Here is a 20,941-nt window from a genome sequence, read left to right as displayed (position 1 = left end):
TCGTCCGCCCAACAAGGGCTTATCGCCCCGGATCCGTCTGGATCAGTGGACCGTGCCGACGGCGCGTTCAACCGACATCAAAACGATCAAACGCTCAATCTGACGCCAGCGGCAGAAGTGGATGTGGTTGCCGAGATCGCGGCTGCGATCGGCACGCGCGGCCGCCTGAAACCCGGCATCGTCCCCGAACGCGGCGATCAGCGTTGCGGCATCGACGACATCGCGGCGATCCTCCAGCCATGGCAGATACGACATCGAAGATCCTTTTCGCAACCAACGCGTTGAACGCCCGTAACACGCGGCGTGCCAAGCGCGCTGAAACACGGCGGCGCGCGGGCGACGATGGTAAACGGCTCGATGCCGCGCCGTTCCGCCGGTCCCGCGACGAGACTCTGGCGTCCGGCGACGGGACATGGCAGGGCTGTGCGATGACACCGGAACCCTCCAACAATCCTGCGGCGGGCGGCGTGCTGATCGCGATCGGTGCGGTCGGGGGCGCGCTGGTCGGGTTGTTCCTGGGCGAGCCGACCAAAGGCTTTCTGCTCGGCATCGGTGCCGGGATCGGCATGGCGATCGCGATCTGGGTGATCGACCGTAGACGGTGAGCTAGCGTAACGCGCGCGATAGCCAGACGACGCGGCCGACAATGTCAATCCGGTCGCCAGCTTGGTAGGCGACCGTCGGCGCGTCCGGATTGTCGCTGGTGATGTGCAATATCGTGCCGACCCGAGCGACCCGTTTCACCATCAGTACGCCGTCGAGCCGGATGACGAACACCGCCGCTTGATCCTGCACGCGCCGATCGCGTTGGTCGACCAGCATCAGGTCACCATCCTGGATCAGCGGCGCCATGGATGTCCCGCGCGCCCGGATCTCGGCCGCGTCTTCCGCCCGCACGCCGAGTTGCGCGAGCAGCCGCGTGTCGAAATGTATCGCGCCGAGCGCGCGATCCTCCTCGACAAGCGCGCCCGGCCCGGCCGATGCCTCTACGTCGAGCCGCCGTACCGTCGTCGTCTTCACCGCAGGGGAGTGCCCGCCGAGTTCGGTCTCGTCGACCCGAAAGAACGCCGCGAGCCGGCGTCGGTCGCTCTCGGCCAGAACACGCGGCGTACCCCGTTTCACATATTGCTGGAGATATGCGTCGTTGCGCCGGAGCATCCGCGAGAGCGCGGTATAGCTCTGCCCGTGTTCGGCGACCAACGCTGCCAATCGCGTCCGGGGATCCGGCGTCATCATGCCCGACCATACCCTAGGAAATTCCCTAGACAAGTTGGAAATGCAAGAACAGAACAAGAACATAAGCTGAGTCCAGGAGGCGGGCAGTGATGATTTTGGGAAAGATCGATCGGTATCTCAAGGCGACGTCAATGGCGCCGACGCGGTTCGGACGCGAAGCGGTGCGGGACCCACGGCTGGTGCACGATCTGCGGCGTGGCCGCGAACCCGGCGCGCGTATGATCGCCCGGATCGAGGCCTATATCGCGCAAAGCGATGTACGATGAGCCGCGGCCCCGATGCAGGTGCGCGGCTCGAACGCGGGCTGCTCGCACACGCGGCCAGCGCCGGCTGCGCGATGACGATCGTCGATGCAACCTGGGTGCGCTGGGCGAGCGCGACCTTCGCGGGTGCGCGACACACACTGTGGTTACAGGCAGCGACGAGTGCCGCGCTCGATCGCTGGCTCGCAGATGTGCCGGAGGCAGAAATCGCGCTGCGCGATCATCTCCTCGCCGATCTGGTGGTAACGGACATTGTGCAGACCGACGGCGTGGCGCGGATCACCGTCGAGGCGCTGACCGTCGAGGCGTGACCCTAATCGTGCCGGATCGAGATTGCACCGGTCCGGCACAGCACCTCCATAGTGCGTGCGAATTCGGTCATCAGGCCTTCCAGGATCGGCTCGAAACCGCCGCTCGTGATGATATCGGGTTGCGGTGTGACCCCACCGCGCGGATCGTCCACCAGCAGGCCGCGCGCTATCATCTTGGCCACCTGGCGACGCACCGTCTCGCGCGGCAGGCCGGTCGCGGAGGCGATCGCGTTGCGTGAGATCGGCACGACCCATTCCCGCGGAAGCGGCTCAGTGCCGCACATTTGCGCCGGAATGGCGCGTTCTCGCATTAGGCGTTGCACGTTCGCGACGGAAATCGTAAGGAAAATCAACGTCTCCGTCGGACCAAGGCTGGCGACTTCGGACACGGCACGGTGCATTGTCAGGAACTGGTTGCACAGTGCCGTCATCGCCACACGCCAGTTCTCGGCCATTTTGGCCGCATTGGTCGTAACGGTCGTTCCCATATGTCCCCAGCTACGCATTTACGCCGGAGTACGTCCGGATCGGCCTAATTCCCCAGTCTGCGTAATCGTGATCGATTCGTAAACTAGGGGATTCTACGCAGCGTGTAACCTTGGCCAAGAACGGCAGGTGTCATCGGGACTCGCAAAGGACCGCAGCTGCCGGAAGGCACGCTGCGATCCTATGCGCATCATCTGGGCGTAGCCGCGCTCACGCGCCACACCGTGTTGCCGACATCGTCCGCCACCAGCAACGCGCCGGTCTGGTCGGTGATCACGCCAACCGGCCTGCCATGCGCACGACCTTTCGCGTCGAGGAAGCCGGTCAACAGATCGACCGGCCGTACGCCCTTGGCCGGGAAGCCGTTGTCGCCGAACGGCACGTAGACGACCTTGTAGCCCGACGGCGGCACGCGGTTCCACGAGCCATGTTCACCGACGAACGCGCCGTTGGCGAACTTCGCACCGAGCTTGGCATCCCCGGCGAAGGCGAGGCCGAGTGCCGCCACGTGCGGCCCAAGCGCATAATCCGGGCGCTTGGAATATTCCTGCAATGCCGGGTTCTCGGGCCGAACGCGCCGATCGGGATACCCGCCCCAATAATACCACGGCCAGCCAAAGTGATCGCCAAGTTCGATCTGGCTCATGTAATCGGGCGCCAAGTCGGACCCCATCATGTCGCGTTCGTTGACGACCACCCACAGGCCACCACCCTTCGGCTCGAATGCCATGCCCTGCGGGTTGCGCAGGCCGGCCGCGTAGATGCGGAATGCCTTGTGGACCGGATCAACCTGGAGGATGTTGGCGCGATTGGTTTCGGCGTCGATGCCGTTATCCGCGATGTTGCTCGATGATCCGACCGACACGTACAGCGATCCGTCCGGCGCGGCGAGCAGACCGCGTGCCCAGTGGTTGCCGCCGCCGGGGTAGGTGACGACCGTCTCCGGCTTCGCGGTGATCTTGCTCTGGCCGGGGGTGAACGGCACGCGCACCAGCGCATCCGTGTTCGCCACATAGAGATAGCCGCCGGCCAGTGCCATGCCGAGCGGCGAGTTCAGTCCCGACAGCAACACGCTGCGGCTGTCCGCCACGCCGTCGCCGTTGTTATCCCGCAAAAGGGTAATGCGGTTAGCCGAACCGCTGTCCGCGCCCGCCGATCCGATCAGGAGGCCCATGATCCAGCCCTTGATCCCGCCACCCTTACGCGGCGGCGAGTCCGTTTCCGCCACCAGCACGTCGCCGTTGGGCAACCGGTACAGCCAGCGGGGGTGTTTGAGGTCGCGCGCGAACGCCTGCACCTTCAGCCCCGCCGCCGGGGTCGGCATCGCGCCGTCGGTCCAGCCGATCGGCTTGGCGATGTCCGTCGTCGGGAACGTCTGGTTGCGCGGCGGCGTGATATCGGGCCGCCTGCCGGTCACCGCGTCGAGCGGCAGCTTGGCGACGTCGGGCCGGCTGATCCAATAGCCGACCGGGATCGCGACGACGATCAGGATCAGAACGATACGCAGGATGTGCTTGAGCATGGCCAATAGGTAAGCCGTGGGAGCGGCGCACGGAAGAGGCAAATCACCGCTTCCGTGCGCCGCCGCCCGCCCGGCATCCTGCGATCAGGTAAGGTCGAACCGATCGAGGTTCATCACCTTCGTCCAGGCCTTGACGAACGCCGCGACGAACGCACCCTCGGCATCGTCTGTCGCATAGGCTTCCGAAAGGCCGCGAAGCTGCGAGTTCGATGCGAAGATCAGGTCGGCCCGCGTCGCGGTGTAGGTCTCCGCACCGGTCGCGAGGTTGCGGCCGACGAATGTGCCGTCGCCGCCCACGCTCCACGTCAGTGTCGTGCTACTTTTGAGCAGATTGACGAAGAAGTCGCTGGTCAGCACGCCCGGCTGATTGGTGAATACGCCATGCGCGGCATCGCCGTGATTGGCGCCGACCACACGCAGACCGCCGACCAGCACGGTCATCTCCGGCGCGGTGAGGGTGAGCAGTTGCGCGCGATCGACCAGCAGTTCCTCGCTCGACTGGGGATGCGCCTCGCCGTCGTAGTTGCGGAACCCGTCGACCTTCGGCTCCAGTGGCATGAAGCTGTCGGCATCGGTCTGGGCTTCGCTCGCGTCGGTACGGCCCGGTGTGAAGGGAACGCTCACGGCATGGCCCGCCGCCTTCGCCGCCGCCGCGCAGGTAAGACCCGCTGCCGCTCAGGCGTCCTCATGTACCGGTTGCGGCGGATGCAATCGCAGCCGCTCGACCCGGCGCGTGTCCGCCTCGATCACTTCGATCGTCCAGCCGCTCGGGTGGGAAAGGCACGTCCCGACCTCTGGCACATGCCCTGCCAGCACCGCCGCCAGCCCGCCGATCGTGTCGATATCGCCATCGACCTCGGCCAGGCGCGGGTCGATCGTCTCGCCGACATCCTCCAGTTCGGCGCGCGCGTCCGCCTCCCAGCCGCCGCCGTCGATCGGCACCAGCAGCGCCGCGGGCGCCTCATCATGCTCGTCCTCGATATCGCCGACGATCTCCTCGATCAGATCCTCGATCGTCACCAGCCCCTCGGTCCCGAAATATTCGTCGAGCACGATGGCGAGATGCACCCGTTTGGTGCGCATATCAGCGAGCAGATCGAGCGCGCCGCGCGACATCGGCACGTACAGCGGTTCGCGCAGCAGGCCGGTGATCGTTTCCGGGTGGGGGGCGCCGGTGGCGAGGATGTTGAACACATCCTTGATGTGGATCATGCCGACGATCGTATCGAGTTCTGCCTTGTAGACGGGCAGGCGGCTGTGCCCAGCCTCGGCGAACAATTTTACCACATCGGCGAAGCTGGTGCCTTCCTCGACCGCGATGATATCGGCGCGCGGCACGCCGATGTCGCCCGCGTCACGCTCCCCGAAATGAAGCAGGTTGCGCACCATCTGGCGTTCCAGCGGCGAAAGATCGCCGCTCGCGTCGGGCGCGGGATCGTCCTCGTGCGCGTCGATCGCATCCTCAAGCTGCGCGCGCAGCGACTCGTCACCGGCATCGCCGAAGATCAGCGCCTTGAGGTTTTTCCATATGCTGCCCTCATGCTGGGCAGCGTCGCCGGCCTGCGCGCCGGTGCTGGTGCTACTATGGCCGGAACTGGGGCCGGAGCCGTTGGTACTTGAGCTGCTACTGGGGCCGTCAGCCATGGCGGTCGTTTCAGTCCTCGCGAATGAAATAGGGGTCGGCAAGGCCCAGCGACTTCAGCGCATCGATCTCGATCGCCTCCATCGCCTCGGCTTCGTCTTCCACCATGTGGTCATATCCTAGCAGATGCAGCGTGCCGTGCACGATCAAATGCGTGGCATGATCCGCCAGCGTAATGCCGCGTTCCGCCGCTTCCGCCGCGCAGACGCCGTGGGCAAGCACGATATCGCCGAGCAGCACCTCGCCATCGTCGCTGTTCTGCCCGACCGATCCGAGCAGATCGGCCTGTATCATCGGGAAGGACAGCACGTTGGTTGGCTTGTCCTTGTGCCGGTATTGCGCGTTGAGCTGCTGCACCTCGGCATCGTCGGTAAGGCGAACCGACACTTCGAACAACGCCGGGGTGGTGAGGATATCCCCATTGGGCGTGCGTTCGATCGCGGCGGTGGCGGCGCGCAGCGCGAGCGTCTCCCAATCCTGCGCAGGCCAGACATCCTCGGCGGAGAGTGCGACGTCGATCATCAGCCGTCCACGCCCTCATACGCCTCGACGATGCGGCCGACGATCGGGTGGCGCACCACGTCGCCCGCGCCGAAGCGCGAGATCGAGATGCCTTCCACGCCCTCCAGCCGCTTGACCGCGTCGTTCAGGCCACTCGCCGCCATGCCGCCGGGCAGATCGGTCTGCCGGGGATCGCCGCACACCACCATGCGACTGTTCTCGCCAAAACGGGTGAGGAACATCTTCATCTGCGCAGGCGTGGTGTTCTGCGCCTCGTCGAGGATGATGAACGCGTCGGCCAGCGTGCGGCCGCGCATAAAGGCGATCGGCGCGATCTCGATCTCGCCGGATGCGATGCGCCGCTCGACCTGTTCGGCGGGCAGACAGTCGTTCAGCGCATCGTACAACGGGCGCAGATACGGATCGACCTTCTCCTTCATGTCGCCGGGCAGGAAGCCCAATTTCTCGCCCGCCTCCACCGCCGGGCGCGACAGGATGAGGCGCTGCACACTGCCGGTGATGAGCTGCGCCACCGCCTGCGCGACGGCGATATAGGTCTTGCCGGTGCCTGCCGGCCCGAGCGCGAAGATGACATCGTTGTTCAGCAGTTCGCGCATGTAATGCGCCTGCGCGATGGTGCGCGGCACGATCGTCTTCTTGCGCGTGCGAATCATGATCTGCGGCGGGCTGCCGCGATCTTCGGCACGGATGATACCGGTGAGGGTGGGTTCCGCCGACATCGCGATCACCGCCTCGATCAGGCCGCTATCGACCATCTCGCCATGGGCGATGCGGTTGTAGAGCGCGTTCAGTACGTCGCGCGCGGAGGCAACCGATTCGGCGGTGCCCTCCAGCCCGACCTTGTTGCCGCGGGCGGTGATGTACACGCCAAGCCGGCTTTCCAGCAGCAGCAGGTTCTGGTCGAACTGGCCGAACAGTTGCGCCATCAGTTGCGGGCGGTCGAACACGACCTCCGCGCGGCTGCGTTCGCCGGCTTGGGCGGGGACTGGCTTTCGACTCATGCGGTTCCTTGGATTACGAGAGTGATGCGCGCGGTACGCCAGCGGGGGCGGCGATCGCTCAAGGCGGACCGGGGCTGGCGGCGGGGAGGGCGGTTACGCTGCATCCAGGCGGGAGTTTGGCAGATCGCGACGCGGGGCGACAGAGGGAAAGCGCTACAATCGCCGCTGTTCGTGTTGAGCGAAGGCAGCGTTCGCCAGGCCACTGCAGACGCGAACCGTTATTTGGGTGCTGCTGCCGGCATGTCTACCTTGACGGCTTGAGTCTTGATTGGGGTAAGCAGGAAGATCGCCGCGCTGCCGAGGCCGATCACCCCCGCCATATAGTTCTTGCGCCGGATGTCGCCGATCCCGCGAACGATGCAATATCCGGCGGCGATGATCGCGCCAATGCTCCACAGCGCAAACGCCAGCATCAGCGGCGGAGCAACACGATCGACATGCCCGACAGGATGATGCGCAGGCATCCCAACCCGGCATAGAACCACAGCCCGATCGGCGTGCGACGCCAGCCGGCACGGCCATCGTCGGCAAGGAACAGCGCCTGGCTGTCTTCAGGCGGCAACATCGAGCTTTGCCCGCTGGCCGGTTTCATTGGCACCCTCATCCTTCACAATGACGCCGGTCACAGAATTGGGCCAGGCGGCGGCGATTTCCACGTCGACGAGATCGCCGATCGCGGCATCGCCCACCACGTGAACCGATTGCAGCCACGGGCTCTTCCCGATCAACTGACCCGGTAGCTTGCCGTTGCGCTCCATCAGCACGGTGCAGCGTGCGCCGACGGTGGCGGCGTTGAACGCGGCCTGATCGCGACCTAGCGTAGTTTGCAGGCGCTGGAGCCGCTCGTCCATCACTTGCGGCGCGACCTGATCCGCCATCGTCGCGGCCGGCGTGCCGGGGCGGGGCGAGTATTTGAAGCTGAACGCCTGCGCATGGCGCACTTCGTCAAGCAAGCTGAGCGTGTCGGCGAAATCCGCCTCGCTCTCGCCCGGAAAACCGACGATGAAATCGCCCGACACCGCGATGTCCGGCCGCACCGCGCGCACCCGCTCGATCAGCCGCAGATACGATGCGCGGGTGTGGCTGCGGTTCATCGCGGCGAGGATGCGATCGCTGCCCGCCTGGACCGGCAGATGCAGGAACGGCATCAGCTTGGGGATGTCGCGGTGCGCCTCGATCAACCCCTGCGTCATGTCGTTGGGGTGGCTGGTCGTGTAGCGGATGCGGTGCAGCGCGGGCAGATCTGCGAGCGCGGCGATGAGATCGTGCAGACCCTTGCCATCGTCTTCCCAGGCGTTGACGTTCTGCCCCAACAGCGTGATCTCCTTGGCACCGGCATCAACCAGCGCCTTGGCCTCGTCCACCACCTGATTCCAGCCGCGCGACACTTCGGCGCCGCGCGTATAGGGCACCACGCAATAGGTGCAGAACTTGTCGCAGCCTTCCTGCACGGTGAGGAACGCGCTCGGCGGCACACGGCGGCGTGCCGGAAGGTGACCGAACTTGAGATCGACCGGCATGTCGGTGTCGAGCGCCGATTCGCCACGTGCCGCACGCGCCACCAGCCCCGGCAGGTTGTGATACGCCTGCGGGCCGACCACCACGTCGACATGCGCGCGCCGCACGATCTCCGCGCCCTCCGCCTGCGCGACGCAGCCAGCCACCGCGATCATCGGATCGCTACCGTGGTCGCGTAGTGCGTGTTTGCGGATGCGCCCGATGTCCGAATAGACCTTTTCGGTCGCCTTCTCGCGGATGTGGCAGGTGTTGAGCACGACGAGATCGGCGGCGCTGGCATCATCGGTCGCGGTCATGCCCTGTTCGGCCAGCGTTTCGGCCATGCGGTCGCCATCGTAGACGTTCATCTGGCAGCCGAACGACTTGACGTGGAAGGTCTTGGGTGGAGATTTCATGATGGCCGCTTCATACTCCTGCGCAGCCTTACGCACAAATCATGGCAGGACAGGGGCTTGCTCGGCGCGTTGCGCCCAGGCGTCGTGGCCGATGAACGCGGGCACCGGGCCGCCGATTATGCCGCTCAACGCGACCTCAATCCGCCGCCGGCTTTCCGCCGCGATCGCCTTGCGACCGGGAAAGTCGCGCGGGTGGAACGGTTCGAGGAAATGCACCACCACCGGGAAACTGCCGGCCCGCGCCAGCACGCGCGCGGCGTTGCTCTTGCCGCTTTCGTAGCCGAGCCAGCCGATCTCCTCGCCGACCGCGCCGTAGTCGATCAGCACCGGCTGCACCATAACACCAGGCGGCGGCGGTTCGAGCACCTTGAGCATCGAGGTCTTGAACGGCAGTAGCGACCGGCCATCCTCGGTGGTGCCTTCCGGGAACACCGTGACCGACCAGTTTTCCGCGAGCGTATCGCGCAGCGTGTTGATCTGCCCCGCCACGCCTAAGCGGTTCTCGCGCTCCACGAACACCGTGCGGTTGAGTGAGGACAGCCAGCCGACCACCGGCGCATCGCGGATCTCGGCCTTGGCGACGAAGGCGGTGCCGCTCGCCCCGGCGATGGCGGGAATGTCGATCCAACTGACGTGATTCGACACGTAGAACACGTCGCGTTTGAGCGGTACGCCCTGCACCGACACCCGCGCTCCGCTGATGCGCCCGGCGCCGCCCAGGAACAGGCGCGGCCACGGCGACGACAGCCGGAACAGCCGCCACAGATAATGCAGCGGCACGAACATCGTCGCCAGCCCAGTCAGCATCGTGATGCGCAGCCATAGCCGCAGCCTGCCGGTGGCGGTCAGTGCCGGCGGACGCCCGGCGGCGGCTGCAAGGCGGTCCTCACGCCGCAAGGCGGTCAGCCCTTGCGGTCGAGCGCGACGCCGTACAATTCCATGCGGTGATCGACCAGCCGGAAGCCCAAACGCTCGGCGATGGTCTTCTGGAGCAGTTCGAGCTCCGGATCGACGAACTCCAGCACCTTGCCGGTTTCCACGTCGATGAGGTGATCGTGATGCGCCTCGGGCGCGGGCTCGTAGCGCGATCGTCCGTCGCCGAAATCGTGCCGGTCGAGGATGCCCGCCTCCTCGAACAGACGCACGGTACGATACACGGTGGCGATCGAGATGCCGGAATCGATCGCGGAGGCGCGTTCGTACACGCGTTCGACATCGGGATGATCGTCAGCTTCGGAAAGAACGCGCGCGATAACACGGCGTTGTTCGGTGATGCGAAGGCCCTTTTCGTTGCAGAGGGCTTCGATATCAATCTTGCGCGGCATGCCAGTGTTCTACGCGCTTCACCGCCCGGGATAAAGGCGCTTCTTCCGCGCGCATATGAAAAGAGCGGCTCCGACCCATGCCGGTGCCGCCCGTTTCGGGTCGATCAGCGCGTCGCGGTCTTGCGACGCTTGGTGCCAAGACCGATCTTCTTCGCCAGCGAGCGGCGCTGTTCGGCATAGCTCGGCGCGACCATCGGATAGTCGGGGGGAAGATTCCACTTGGTCCGATACTGTTCGGGCGTCATCTGATAATGCGTCATCAGGTGACGCTTCAGCATCTTCAGCTTCTTACCGTCTTCAAGGCAGACGATATAGTCCGGCTTGATCGAAGAACGCACCGAAACAGCAGGCTCCTGCTTCACTTCCGGCGCCGGCGCAGTGCTGCCAAGACCGGTCAGCGCACCATGCACGTTCGCGATCAGGACCGGCAGATCCGATACGGCTACGCTATTGTTGCTGACGTGTGCCGCGACGATGTCTGCGGTGAGCGTGATGAGCGTTTCTTGAAGTTCCAATTGTGCGTCCATTAGTGACCTTTCGACCCTTATCTAAAGCTACTGTTGCCGTAGCCATCACAAATCTATTGACCCGTGCTCAAACGAGCGCAAGCAACAATTTGTTCATTAACTTCTCGTTTCAGGCCAATTCGCGACGGAAGGTAAAAGCATCAAAGGCTTGGCCGTCCGCGCCGCGATAGTATCGCTTGCGTTCCCCGACCTTGTTGAAGCCCGATTGGCTGTACAAAGCGATCGCGCCATTACCGTCGCGGACTTCGAGATGCAGGCTGATCGCGCCGCGCATGAGACTATCCGCCATCACCGACCGTAAGATCGCCGAACCAACCCCGCGGCGGCGCATCGTCGGCGCGGTGGCGAGCAACAGCAACTCGACCTCGTCGGCAACGATCCGCGCGATCGCAAAGCCGGCCGCTTCGCCGTCGACCGACGCGATCGTCAGCCACACGCCGGGCATGGCGAGAATGCCGAGACACTGGCTGCGCGTCCATGCCTCGCCAAAGCGTGGGTCGAATGCTGCCTGCATGACCGCGTCGACCGTGCCGAGATCGGCGGCGCCACCGCTGCGCAGGTCGATGCGGTTCAGCGTCGTACTCACGCGGCCGCCGGCTTTGCGTCGGGTGGGCGACCGTACAGCGGCACCGCTGCGAGCGCGGTGAACGCGGCGGGGAGCATCGGCGCGTCGGCGGCGCACGGCAGCGCTGCGCCATCCGCGTGCGCCGGATCAAGCCCGGCGATCAGCCGCACGCCGCTGCCGACCGCGAAACGCGAGTCGATCCGCGCGAGTGCGACGTCGGGACGCAGCGAGGCGAGTTGGCTGGTCGCGCACAGCGGCGCGTCGAAGGTCTGCATAAAGACCTCGCCATGCCCGCCCTCGATAACGCTCGCAAGTGTTGCAATACCCGAATTGGCCCGGAACGCAGCGGCGGCAAGCAACGACAAAGAAGAATAGCCGGCAATACTTGCAGTCCACCCAAACGCGAGTGCGCGCGCCGCCGCCAGCCCGACGCGCACGCCGGTAAAGCTGCCCGGCCCGCAATCGACCAGAATATGCTGTGCGCGTCCGCCGTCCGGCAGGCCGGCGATCATCGGCAGCAGGCGCTCGGCATGACCACGTCCGACCACTTCGTGCGCGGCGGCGACGACCGCGCCATCCTCGATCAGGGCCGCCGAACAGGCCGCGGTCGCGGTTTCGATGACGAGCGTACGCAAACCGGCTTCAGACAATCCGGTTGAAGGTATCGAACGGCGGGCGCGGCGACCGGCCATGCAACGTCGCCGGATCGCCTACGCCGAGCGTGGCGATGAAGTTCGAGGTAACGTTGGGGGTGTCGGCGAAGAACGCCTTATCGACGGCGGCGTTGTCGAAGCCGGACATCGGCCCGGTGTCGAAGCCGAGCGCGCGCGCGGCGATGATGAAATACGCGCCCTGCAACGAGGAATTGCGCAGCGCAGCGTCCCGACGTGCGGTCGCCTTGTCATCGCCTAGGAACCAGGCACGCGCATCGACATGCGGAAACAGCGTCGGCAGTTGCTCGTGCCATTCGGCATCCATGCCGATGACGACGGCCGCCGGCGCCTTGCGGATCTTGTCGGCATTGGTGCCGCTCGCCAGCGCCGCCAGCTTTTCCTTGGACGCGTCACTCAGGCACCAGACCATACGCCCAGGCAGCGAATTGACCGATGTCGGCCCGAACTTCATCAGATCCCAGATCGCGTGAAGATCGGCCTCGGTCACCGGTGTGTCGGTATAGCCGTTATAGCTGCGGCCCGACCGGAAGATCGTGTCCAGCGCTTCGTCGGACAGCTTGGCGGCCATGAGATTTCCTTTCAAACGCAACCGCAGATCACGTAGCGGTCAGACCGCGCGCACCTCGGTGACCTCGGGAACGTAATAGCGCAGCAGTTGCTCGATACCGTTCTTCAGCGTCGCCGAAGAGGACGGGCAGCCCGAGCATGCGCCCTGCATCTGGAGGAACACCTTGCCCTTGTCGAAGCCGCGATAGACGATGTCGCCACCATCGTTGGCGACGGCGGGGCGGACGCGCGTTTCGATCAGATCCTTGATCTGCGCGACGATGTCGGCGTCCTCCGGGTTCTCGGCGAAATCGTCTTCGGCCGGAACGGAGAAACCGGCGGTTCCGACGGCGCGGAACAGCGGCATGCCGGCGCTGAAATGGTCGAGCAGCAGCGCCAGCACGTCCGGCTTCAGCATCCCCCAGTCGCTGCCGGGGCCGGCGGTTACCGAAATGAAGTCACGGCCGAAGAACACGCCGGTCACATCGCCGAGATCGAACAAAGCTTCCGCAAGCGGCGAGGCTACCGCCTCTTCGGGCGTCGCGAAATCGCGCGTGCCGGCATCCATGACGACCCGGCCGGGCAGGAACTTCAGCGTGGCCGGATTGGGCGTCGTTTCGGTTTCGATCAACATGGGCGACATGTGGCGCTGCGTGATGGCGGGATCAAGGCGTATTCGGGAAAGCTTGTCTTTCGCGGAGATGCCTCAAGGCGGCATCAGCGCGCCGTGTGGCTGACCGTTTCGTTCCACATCCGAATGTTGTCTCGCGCGTCCTGAACGAATGCGGAGCGCCGGATCGCCCCCAGGCAGACGTCGGCGATGATCTTGCCCGGGTTGCGCAGCGGCCGGCGGAACTGGATCAGCAGCACGACCTGCGTGCCGCTCGTGTCGTTCCAGACTTCGTGGGGATAAGTGTCGTCGAACACCAGGGTCTCGCCTTCGGCCCAGCGCATCACCCGGCCGCCGACCCGCATCCGCACGTCGCCGTCGCGCGGCACGATCAGCGCGAGGTGGCAGGTGATCAGCCCCTTGGTGACGCCTCGGTGGTCGGGGATATGCGCGCCGGGCGCGAGGATCGAGAAGAAGGCGGTGGCGAGACCCGGGATTTGCCGCACCGCCGCCGCCGTGGCCGGGCAGCGCGCGATATTCTCCTCGATCGAGTAGCCATAGCCCCACAGGAAGAATGTCCGCCATATATTGGCGCGCGCGATCGCCCGGTGGTCCGGCGAAATCGCCGCGAGGCAGGGTGCGGCTTGCCCCTGAAGTGCTACGCCGAGGGCCTCGTCACGGATCGCCTGCCATTGATCGCGGAGATGCGCGGTCCAGGCGAAGTCGCGCACATCGAGCACGGCATCGTTCGACACCAGCGAGGACGCCGCGATCACCCGGTCGAATACGCCGCGCAGGCGTTTGCCGAGCCGGATGACGAGCGGTCGGTCGCGTTCGGCGCGAAGTGGGACATCGTTCGCCGGTGGCACGAGTGTCAGCACCCGCTCTCGGCGCGCCGGAATGGCATCGGCAGGATCGGCCATCGTCTGCCGCATCGCGTGACCGGGATCTGACTGTACGCGCACCACGCCTTCCGAAACCTCTCTCACGTATCCCGCCTGCGCGGCGCGGCTGCTTTGCCGCCGATAGCGTTGCGGGATATTGCCGTTGTGGGTCGAAATCATGGCGTAGCGGGTGATTTGCAGGGGCGATTATGGTGCAAACGGGGCCGCTGGCGGTGATGCGCGAACGGCGCTAGGATCACGCCCATGAAGTTGCTTACGCGCGCCTCGCGCCTTCCGCTGATCGCCAGCCCCGTCATCGCCGGCATCCTCCTCGGCCTTTCCCCGGTCCTCGCGGGCCAGACGCCACCTGCGGCGACGCCCGCTGCCGCCGGCATCGCGCCGGCAGTCGATCCCGCCAGCGCGATCGCCAGCCGCGATGCGTGGCTCTACAAGGGCAGCGATATCGCGCCCGATCCGGCATGGCATTTCGGCACGCTCAAGAACGGCCTGCGCTACGCGATCCGCCGCAACGGCGTACCGCCGGGCCAGATCTCGGTGCGGGTCCGCATCGACGCGGGTTCGCTGTACGAGACCGATGCCGAGCGCGGCTATGCGCATCTGATCGAGCACCTCTCGTTCCGCGGTTCCAAATACGTGCCGGACGGCGAAGCCAAGCGCATCTGGCAGCGGATGGGCACCACCTTCGGGTCGGACACCAACGCGCAGACCACCACCACCCAAACGGTGTTCAAGCTCGACCTGCCCTCCGCCACGCCCGCCGGCATCGACGAGAGCCTGAAGATCATGTCGGGCATGGTGTCCGCGCCCAATATCACGCCGGAAGCCCTCAATGCCGAGCGCCCCGCCGTGCTGGCCGAACAGCGCGAACAGCCCGGCGCGCAGGTGCGCTATATCGACGCGCTCAACCACACGCTGTTCGCCGGGCAGCCGCTCGCCGACCGCTCGCCGATCGGCAACATCAAGACGCTGGAGGCAGCGACCGCAGCCAGCGTGAAGGCGTTCCACGACCGCTGGTATCGCCCGAGCCGCGTGATGATCTCGGTCGCCGGCGATGCCGATCCCGCCATGATCGAGTCGCTGATCGCCAAATATTTCGGCGGCTGGCAGGGCATCGGCCCGGCGCCTGCCGACCCCGATTTCGGCAAGCCCGACCCCAAGCAGCCGACCACCGCCACCATCATCGAGCCGAGCCTGCCGCCGCGCATCACCATGGCGGTGGTGCGGCCGTGGGAGTTTCACGACGATACCATGCTGTTCAACCAGCAGCGCATGGTCGATCAGGTCGCGCTCGCCATCATCAACCGCCGGCTGGAGGCGCGTGCCCGCGCCGGTGGCAGCTATATCGCCGCGCAGGCGGGCCTCGACGACCCGTCGCGTTCCGCCAACGTGACGATCGTGTCGATCCTGCCGGTCGGCGCCGATTGGGAGGCGGCGTTGCGCGACGTTCGCTCCGTGATCGCCGCCGCACAGGACCATGCGCCGACCCAGGCCGAGATCGACCGCGAACTCGCCGATCTCGAGGTCAGCTTCCGCACCAGCGTCGACACCGCCCGCGCCGAAGCTGGATCGAAGGAAGCGGACGACATGGTGCAAGCGCTCGACATCCGCGAGACCACTACCGCGCCCGACACGATCCTCAAAGTGTATCACGATGCGGTCGCCAAGAAGATGTTCAATCCCGCAGCCGAACTCGCCTCCACCAAGAAGGTGTTTCAGGGCACCGCCACGCGCGCACTGCTAAGCCTGCAATCGCCTGACGATAGCGCCACTGCAAAACTCGCGACCGCGCTCAAGGCCAAGGTCTCGCCGGCTACTCTGGGGCGCGCCCAAGGGGCCGTGTCGTTCGACAAGCTGCCTGCGCCCGGCGGCAAGCCCTCCACCGTCGTGTCGCGCGAGAAGGTGACGCGGTTCGGGCCGGACATGGACCTGACCAGCGTGAGCTATTCCAACGGCTCCAAGCTGATGGTCTATTCGACCAATGCCGAGGACAATCGCATCTATGTACGGGTGCGCTTCGGGCGTGGCTATAACGCGCTCCCCGCCGACAAGGCGACGCCGGCGTGGGCGGCTGACCTTGCGCTGGTGGAAGGTGGCATCGGCAAGCTCAGGCAGGGCGATCTCGACCAGATGACCGCCGGACGGCGCATAGGCCTCGACTTCGATATCGAGGATGATGCTTTCTCGCTGTCCGGCCAAACCTCGCCGAGCGACTTTGCCGATCAGATGAAGCTGCTCGCCGCCGAACTGGCCGCGCCGGGGTGGGATCCGAACCCGGTGTTGCGCGCGAAAAGCGTCGCGCTCTCGGGCTATGCCGGCCTCGGCGCATCGCCGGGCGGCGTGCTGACGCGTGATCTCGAACGGTTGCTGCGCGATGGTGACAAGCGCTGGGGCTCGCCCAGCCGCGAGCAGATCATGGCGCTGACTCCGCAGAGCTTCCGCGCCTTCTGGGAACCGCTGATGAAGTCGGGCCCGGTCGAGGTGCAGGTGTTCGGCGATATCCCCGCTGACGTCGCGATCGCCACCGTCGGTAAGACGATCGGCGCGTTGCCACCGCGAACCGCCAGCACCGCGACCCCGCCGCCGGTGCGTTTCCCCGCGCACGATACAACGCCGGTGGTGCTGACGCACGACGGCCCCGCCAATCAGGCGGCGGCGGTGATCGCCTGGCCAACCGGCAGCGGTATCGAGGGGATGACCGACTCGCGCCGGCTCGACGTGCTGGCCGCGATCTTCAGCGACCGGTTGTTTGACCAGCTCCGCTCACAGGCAGGCGCGAGCTACAGCCCCAACGTGTCGAGCACCTGGCCGATCGGGCTGCCAGGCGGTGGTCGCATGGTCGCGATCGGGCAGGTCGCGCCGGAGAACGTGCCGCTGTTCTTCAAGCTGTCGCGGGAGATCGCCGCCGATCTCGTCGCCAAGCCGGTCAGTGATGACGAACTGAAACGCACGATCGGGCCGATGCTGGAGGCGATCAAGCGCCAGTCGACCGGCAACCAGTTCTGGATGCTGCAACTGACCGGTGCATCGTATGACCCGCGCCGGATCGACGCGCTGACGCATCTGTACGGCGACGTTACGCGGATGACGGCGGCGGATTTGCAGGCGACGGCGCAGAAGTATCTGGTGCCGGGCAAGGACTGGACGATGGACGTCGTGCCAAAGGCTGCGGCGGCGAAGTAAGGGCGGACGGACACCCGCGCTGCCTTCCCGTTCCTGGCCCCTCCGGCGCAGGGGGGGGGGGCTGTACCGCAGGTGCATGTTACGGGACGAAGCGCATACTGCCGACGTTGCGTAACTGATCCCGGCCTGCGGCGGGGAAGGCCTGATGACTAGGGGGGCGAGCGGTCTTAAACCGTAAAGCTCTCGCCACACCCGCACGCGCCCTTGGCGTTGGGGTTCTGAAATACGAAGCCGGCGGCGAAATCGTCTTCCACCCAGTCCATGCGGCTACCGATTAGGTAAAGGATCGAGCCGCCATCGACGAAAAGGGTGCCGCCCGGCGTGTCGATGCGTTCGTCGAACGGTTTGGCTTCCGTCACGTAATCGACCGAATAGGCGAGGCCCGAGCAGCCGCGCTTCGGTGTCGACAGCTTGACGCCGATCGCACCCTCGGGCGCCTTCGCCATCAGATCGGCGATGCGGCCCTCAGCGGACGGCGTGAGGTTGAGCGCGGCGGGGCGGGGGCGTGCGATCGTGGCCATTACAGCATCCCCAGTTCGAGCTTGGCGTCGTCGCTCATCTTCTGCGGGTCCCATGCCGGGTCCCACACCAGATTGACCTCGGCCGAGCCGACGCCCGGCACCGCGCCGACGCGCATCTCGACCTCGCCCGGCATCGATTCGGCGACCGGGCAGTTGGGCGTGGTCAGCGTCATCGTCACGACGGCGTGGCCCGCTTCGGTCACCTCGACGCCGTAGATCAGCCCGAGATCGTAGATGTTGACCGGGATTTCGGGATCGTAGATTTCCTTCAGCGCCTCGATCACGCCTTCATACAGCGCGCCGCCCGGCTCCCCCGGTGCGTCACCCTGCGGCTTCTGCGCAAGGAACCCGTCGAGGTAATCGCGCTCGCGCGGCGGAGGTGCTGCATCGTCGACACGCGCGCGCGGCGGCGTCTCGACCGCATCGACCTGTTCCACCGCAATGTTGCTCTGCTCGTTCATGCCGAAAACCTTACCCAAAAATCCGCGCAACACGCTCGATACCCTTCACCAGCGCCTCGATATCGGCCGCGCCGTTATAGACGCCGAAGCTCGCCCGCGCGGTGGCGGCAACGCCCAGCGTCTCCATCAGCGGCTGCGCGCAGTGATGCCCGGCGCGGATCGCCACCCGGCTCTCGTCCAAGATGGTGCCGATGTCGTGCGGATGCACCCCCTCGATGCTGAACGAGACGATCCCCGCCGCATCCTCCGGGCCGAACAGCGTCACCGAATTGATACCGCGCAGCGCGTCGCGCGTCTGCCGTACCAGCGCGGTTTCGTGCACGTGGATCGCGTCCAGCCCGATGCCGGCGACGTAATCGATCGCGGCATGCAGGCCTAGCGCGCCGACGATGTGCGGCGTACCCGCCTCGAACCGGGTCGGCGGCGGTGCGTAGGTGGTACGTTCGAACGATACGCGGTCGATCATCGAGCCGCCGCCCTGATACGGCGGCATCTCGCCCAGCAGCTCGGCGCGACCCCACAGCACGCCGATCCCGGTCGGGCCGTACAGCTTGTGGCCGGAGAACACGTAAAAGTCGCAACCGATCTCGCGCACGTCGACGGCGATGCGTGGCACCGCCTGACAGCCATCGATCAGGATCTTCGCGCCGACGCTGTGTGCGATCTCGGTGGCGCGCTTCGCGTCGAGCACCGAGCCGAGCACGTTGGAGACATGCGCGAGCGCGACCAGCTTGTGTTCGGGCCGGATCATCGCCGCCATCGCGTCGAGATCGATGCGGTGATCGTGGGTGAGCGGAATCACGTCGATCGCGGCGCCGACCGCCTCCGCCGCCATCTGCCACGGCACGATATTGCTGTGATGCTCCAGCATCGACAACAGGATGCGGTCGCCCGGCTTGAGTTGCTCGCGCGCCCAGCAGGTCGCGACAAGGTTGATCGCCTCGGTCGCGCCGCGCACGAACACGATCTCGCTTTCTGCCCCGCCGATGAAGCTGGCGACACGCCGCCGGGCTGCCTCATAGGCGAGCGTCATGTCGGCGCTGCGCTGGTACACGCCGCGATGCACGGTGGCGTAGCTGGTGTCGTAGCCGCGCGCGATCGCGTTGATAACCGCTTGCGGCTTCTGCGAGGTGGCGGCGGTGTCGAGATACGCCCAGCCCTCGGGGATCGCCGGGAAGTCGGCGACCACGTCGAGCGGCCGGGTGTCGGTAAGGACGCTCACAACATCCGCTCCAGTGCGGCCTGCGCGGCGGCCTCGACCGATTCGCGTTCGGCATCGTCGGCGATGCCGTCGAACACCGAGCCGATGAAGGCGCGCAACAGCAGCGCGGCGGCATCGGCGGGGGAGAGGCCACGGCTTTCGAGATAGAACAACGCGGTCTTGTCGAGCTCGCCGACGGTGGCGCCGTGCGCGCACTTCACGTCGTCGGCGAAGATCTCCAGCTCGGGCTTGGCGTTGGCGGTGGCGGTGCGGGTGAGCAGCATCGCCTTGACGCTCTGCGAGGCATCGGTCTTCTGCGCATGCCGCGCCACCGCGACCTTGCCGAGATAGCTGCCGGTCGCCTGCCCGCCCAGCACCGAGCGGACCGTCTGGTTCGATGTCGCGTCCGGCTCGATATGGTTGAGCGTGGTGACGATCTCGAGCGTCTGCTCGCCGGTGCCGAGCATCGCCGCGCCCAGTTCGAAGTGCGATCCTTCGTGAGTCGTCACGTCAATCGCCACGCGACCGAGCTTGCCGCCGGTGTTGAGGACGTGGAACGTCGCGGTCGCGCCGGCGCGCAGGATCACGCGGTAATCACGGATCGCGGCGACGTCGGTGGCGGCATCCTGCACGATGACGCGGGTGATGCTCTCACCGGCGGGCACGTCGATCACCTCGGGCGCGGGCAGCGGCCAGACCGTGGCGACTGCGGCGAGATCGCTATACCGCCAGGCTTCGTCGCGGCGGGTGGGGAGGGCAAGCGCGTCCACTATGCCGCAACCTCGGCATAGCCCGCCGCTTCGAGTTCGAGCGCCAGTTCCGGCCCGCCGGTCTTGACGATGCGGCCGCCGGCGAGAACGTGCACCACGTCCGGCTTCACGTAGTCGAGCAGCCGCTGGTAATGCGTGATGAGCAGCACCGCCTTGTCGGGTGCGCGCATGATGCGGTTGATGCCGTCGCCCACCGCGCGCAAAGCGTCGATGTCGAGGCCGCTATCGGTCTCGTCGAGGATCGCGAACTTGGGGTTGAGGATGCCCATCTGCACCATCTCGTTGCGCTTCTTCTCGCCGCCCGAAAAGCCGACGTTGACCGGGCGCTTGAGCATCTCGGCATCCATGCCGAGGCCCGCCGCCTGCGCCCGCGCGACCTTGAGGAACTCCGCGCCCGACAGCGGCGGCTCGCCGCGCCCCCGGCGTTGCGAATTGAGCGCCTCACGCAGGAACTGCACGTTGGACACGCCGGGGATCTCGACCGGATATTGGAAGCCGAGGAACAGGCCGGCGGCGGCGCGTTCATGCGGGGCGAGGTCGAGGAGGTCGACGCCGTTGAACGTCGCGGACCCCGCCGTCACCTCATAACCGGGCCGTCCGCCCAGCACATAGCCGAGCGTCGATTTGCCCGCGCCGTTCGGCCCCATGATCGCATGCACCTCGCCCGCCCCGACGGTGAGGCTGAGGCCCTTGAGGATTTCTTTGCCGTCGATCTCGGCGTGGAGGTTTTCAATTTTGAGCATGGGATTTCCGGTTAGCA

The 20,941-nt window shown here is 66.0% G+C and carries 27 protein-coding genes and 1 pseudogene; 4 read left to right on the top strand and 24 right to left on the bottom strand.

Translation table 11 applies throughout. The features are described 5' to 3' along the window. Window positions 1-42 precede the first annotated feature (42 nt). Window positions 43-255: a hypothetical protein gene (locus OXR00_RS08560; protein WP_242147801.1), complete on the bottom strand. Its 213-nt coding sequence runs from the start codon at window positions 253-255 to the stop codon at window positions 43-45. On the opposite strand from OXR00_RS08560, the gene OXR00_RS08555 reads away from it, so the two are divergent. Next, a complete protein-coding gene (locus OXR00_RS08555; protein WP_267387810.1) occupies window positions 240-605 on the top strand; it encodes a hypothetical protein in 366 nt (121 codons plus the stop codon). The genes OXR00_RS08560 and OXR00_RS08555 overlap by 16 nt on opposite strands. A 1-nt stretch (window position 606) precedes the next feature. On the opposite strand, the gene OXR00_RS08550 is transcribed toward OXR00_RS08555, so the two are convergent. Next, window positions 607-1,233 carry a S24 family peptidase gene (locus OXR00_RS08550; RefSeq protein WP_267387809.1) on the bottom strand — a complete coding sequence of 209 codons (627 nt, stop codon included), beginning with the start codon at window positions 1,231-1,233 and terminating at the stop codon, window positions 607-609. 89 nt (window positions 1,234-1,322) lie between these two features. Between OXR00_RS08550 and OXR00_RS08545 the strand changes: the two genes are divergently transcribed. Then, the gene (locus OXR00_RS08545; RefSeq protein WP_267387931.1) at window positions 1,323-1,502 is read left to right on the top strand and encodes a hypothetical protein; all 180 of its coding nucleotides are present in this window, start codon (window positions 1,323-1,325) and stop codon (window positions 1,500-1,502) included. After that, window positions 1,499-1,810 carry a hypothetical protein gene (locus OXR00_RS08540; protein ID WP_267387808.1) on the top strand — a complete coding sequence of 104 codons (312 nt, stop codon included), beginning with the start codon at window positions 1,499-1,501 and terminating at the stop codon, window positions 1,808-1,810. The genes OXR00_RS08545 and OXR00_RS08540 overlap by 4 nt, the downstream gene beginning before the upstream one ends. 2 nt (window positions 1,811-1,812) lie before the next feature. Here the strand turns inward: OXR00_RS08540 and OXR00_RS08535 are convergent, their stop codons facing one another. The 17 genes and pseudogenes from OXR00_RS08535 to OXR00_RS08455 form a co-directional block, all read right to left on the bottom strand. Continuing rightward, window positions 1,813-2,265 (bottom strand): hypothetical protein, encoded by a 453-nt coding sequence (locus OXR00_RS08535; protein ID WP_267387807.1) that lies wholly within the window; start codon window positions 2,263-2,265, stop codon window positions 1,813-1,815. Window positions 2,266-2,486: 221 nt separating this feature from the next. After that, entirely contained in the window at window positions 2,487-3,818 is a 1,332-nt protein-coding gene (locus OXR00_RS08530; protein ID WP_267387924.1) for a sorbosone dehydrogenase family protein, read from the bottom strand. 84 nt (window positions 3,819-3,902) lie between these two features. Continuing rightward, window positions 3,903-4,469: pseudogene (locus OXR00_RS08525) on the bottom strand (peroxidase family protein); the annotation flags it as partial. Window positions 4,470-4,493: 24 nt separating this feature from the next. Then, window positions 4,494-5,462, bottom strand: a complete 969-nt coding sequence (locus tag OXR00_RS08520; protein ID WP_267387806.1) for a hemolysin family protein — start codon at window positions 5,460-5,462, stop codon at window positions 4,494-4,496. A gap of 10 nt (window positions 5,463-5,472) precedes the next feature. Beyond that, window positions 5,473-5,982 (bottom strand): rRNA maturation RNase YbeY, encoded by a 510-nt coding sequence (gene ybeY / locus OXR00_RS08515; RefSeq protein ID WP_267387804.1) that lies wholly within the window; start codon window positions 5,980-5,982, stop codon window positions 5,473-5,475. After that, on the bottom strand, window positions 5,982-6,983 hold the full coding sequence (locus OXR00_RS08510; protein WP_267387803.1) for a PhoH family protein: 1,002 nt from the start codon (window positions 6,981-6,983) through the stop codon (window positions 5,982-5,984). The genes ybeY and OXR00_RS08510 overlap by 1 nt, the downstream gene beginning before the upstream one ends. A 218-nt stretch (window positions 6,984-7,201) precedes the next feature. Further along, on the bottom strand, window positions 7,202-7,396 hold the full coding sequence (locus OXR00_RS08505) for a hypothetical protein (protein WP_267387802.1): 195 nt from the start codon (window positions 7,394-7,396) through the stop codon (window positions 7,202-7,204). Then, entirely contained in the window at window positions 7,396-7,548 is a 153-nt protein-coding gene (locus OXR00_RS08500; RefSeq protein ID WP_267387801.1) for a hypothetical protein, read from the bottom strand. The genes OXR00_RS08505 and OXR00_RS08500 overlap by 1 nt, the downstream gene beginning before the upstream one ends. Further along, the gene (gene miaB / locus OXR00_RS08495; RefSeq protein ID WP_267387799.1) at window positions 7,535-8,896 is read right to left on the bottom strand and encodes a tRNA (N6-isopentenyl adenosine(37)-C2)-methylthiotransferase MiaB; all 1,362 of its coding nucleotides are present in this window, start codon (window positions 8,894-8,896) and stop codon (window positions 7,535-7,537) included. Before miaB ends, OXR00_RS08500 begins: the two co-directional genes overlap by 14 nt. A gap of 39 nt (window positions 8,897-8,935) precedes the next feature. Continuing rightward, a complete protein-coding gene (locus OXR00_RS08490; protein WP_267387923.1) occupies window positions 8,936-9,703 on the bottom strand; it encodes a lysophospholipid acyltransferase family protein in 768 nt (255 codons plus the stop codon). A 95-nt stretch (window positions 9,704-9,798) separates the two neighbouring features. Beyond that, window positions 9,799-10,221 carry a Fur family transcriptional regulator gene (locus tag OXR00_RS08485; RefSeq protein ID WP_242147781.1) on the bottom strand — a complete coding sequence of 141 codons (423 nt, stop codon included), beginning with the start codon at window positions 10,219-10,221 and terminating at the stop codon, window positions 9,799-9,801. 104 nt (window positions 10,222-10,325) lie between these two features. Beyond that, window positions 10,326-10,748 carry a MucR family transcriptional regulator gene (locus OXR00_RS08480; RefSeq protein ID WP_267387798.1) on the bottom strand — a complete coding sequence of 141 codons (423 nt, stop codon included), beginning with the start codon at window positions 10,746-10,748 and terminating at the stop codon, window positions 10,326-10,328. Between the two features lie 109 nt (window positions 10,749-10,857). Continuing rightward, complete coding sequence (locus tag OXR00_RS08475; protein ID WP_267387797.1) at window positions 10,858-11,334, bottom strand: GNAT family N-acetyltransferase; 477 nt, start codon at window positions 11,332-11,334, stop codon at window positions 10,858-10,860. After that, window positions 11,331-11,948: a tRNA (adenosine(37)-N6)-threonylcarbamoyltransferase complex dimerization subunit type 1 TsaB gene (gene tsaB / locus OXR00_RS08470; RefSeq protein WP_267387795.1), complete on the bottom strand. Its 618-nt coding sequence runs from the start codon at window positions 11,946-11,948 to the stop codon at window positions 11,331-11,333. Before tsaB ends, OXR00_RS08475 begins: the two co-directional genes overlap by 4 nt. Before the next feature lie 7 nt (window positions 11,949-11,955). Further along, the gene (locus OXR00_RS08465) at window positions 11,956-12,555 is read right to left on the bottom strand and encodes a malonic semialdehyde reductase (protein WP_267387794.1); all 600 of its coding nucleotides are present in this window, start codon (window positions 12,553-12,555) and stop codon (window positions 11,956-11,958) included. Window positions 12,556-12,594: 39 nt separating this feature from the next. Next, entirely contained in the window at window positions 12,595-13,167 is a 573-nt protein-coding gene (locus OXR00_RS08460) for a NifU family protein (protein ID WP_267387922.1), read from the bottom strand. 83 nt (window positions 13,168-13,250) lie between these two features. Beyond that, window positions 13,251-14,132, bottom strand: a complete 882-nt coding sequence (locus tag OXR00_RS08455; protein ID WP_267387793.1) for an aspartyl/asparaginyl beta-hydroxylase domain-containing protein — start codon at window positions 14,130-14,132, stop codon at window positions 13,251-13,253. Window positions 14,133-14,291: 159 nt separating this feature from the next. Between OXR00_RS08455 and OXR00_RS08450 the strand changes: the two genes are divergently transcribed. Continuing rightward, window positions 14,292-17,228: a M16 family metallopeptidase gene (locus OXR00_RS08450; RefSeq protein ID WP_267387791.1), complete on the top strand. Its 2,937-nt coding sequence runs from the start codon at window positions 14,292-14,294 to the stop codon at window positions 17,226-17,228. Window positions 17,229-17,395: 167 nt separating this feature from the next. On the opposite strand, the gene OXR00_RS08445 is transcribed toward OXR00_RS08450, so the two are convergent. The 5 genes from OXR00_RS08445 to sufC are packed head-to-tail and all read right to left on the bottom strand — an operon-like array spanning window position 17,396 to window position 20,924. Then, window positions 17,396-17,749 carry an iron-sulfur cluster assembly accessory protein gene (locus OXR00_RS08445; protein WP_267387790.1) on the bottom strand — a complete coding sequence of 118 codons (354 nt, stop codon included), beginning with the start codon at window positions 17,747-17,749 and terminating at the stop codon, window positions 17,396-17,398. Next, window positions 17,749-18,210 carry an SUF system Fe-S cluster assembly protein gene (locus OXR00_RS08440; RefSeq protein WP_267387789.1) on the bottom strand — a complete coding sequence of 154 codons (462 nt, stop codon included), beginning with the start codon at window positions 18,208-18,210 and terminating at the stop codon, window positions 17,749-17,751. The genes OXR00_RS08445 and OXR00_RS08440 overlap by 1 nt, the downstream gene beginning before the upstream one ends. Before the next feature lie 10 nt (window positions 18,211-18,220). Beyond that, window positions 18,221-19,432 (bottom strand): cysteine desulfurase, encoded by a 1,212-nt coding sequence (locus OXR00_RS08435; RefSeq protein ID WP_267387788.1) that lies wholly within the window; start codon window positions 19,430-19,432, stop codon window positions 18,221-18,223. Then, entirely contained in the window at window positions 19,429-20,181 is a 753-nt protein-coding gene (locus tag OXR00_RS08430; protein ID WP_267387787.1) for a SufD family Fe-S cluster assembly protein, read from the bottom strand. The genes OXR00_RS08435 and OXR00_RS08430 overlap by 4 nt, the downstream gene beginning before the upstream one ends. Further along, on the bottom strand, window positions 20,181-20,924 hold the full coding sequence (sufC, locus tag OXR00_RS08425) for a Fe-S cluster assembly ATPase SufC (protein WP_267387786.1): 744 nt from the start codon (window positions 20,922-20,924) through the stop codon (window positions 20,181-20,183). The genes OXR00_RS08430 and sufC overlap by 1 nt, the downstream gene beginning before the upstream one ends. Window positions 20,925-20,941 lie beyond the last annotated feature (17 nt).

It is taken from the genome of Sphingomonas sp. GC_Shp_3 (genome assembly GCF_026540945.1).
Taxonomy (GTDB): Bacteria; Pseudomonadota; Alphaproteobacteria; order Sphingomonadales; family Sphingomonadaceae; genus Sphingomonas.
Note: the sequence above shows the minus strand (reverse complement) of the source record. Positions and strands in the feature narration are given on the sequence as shown.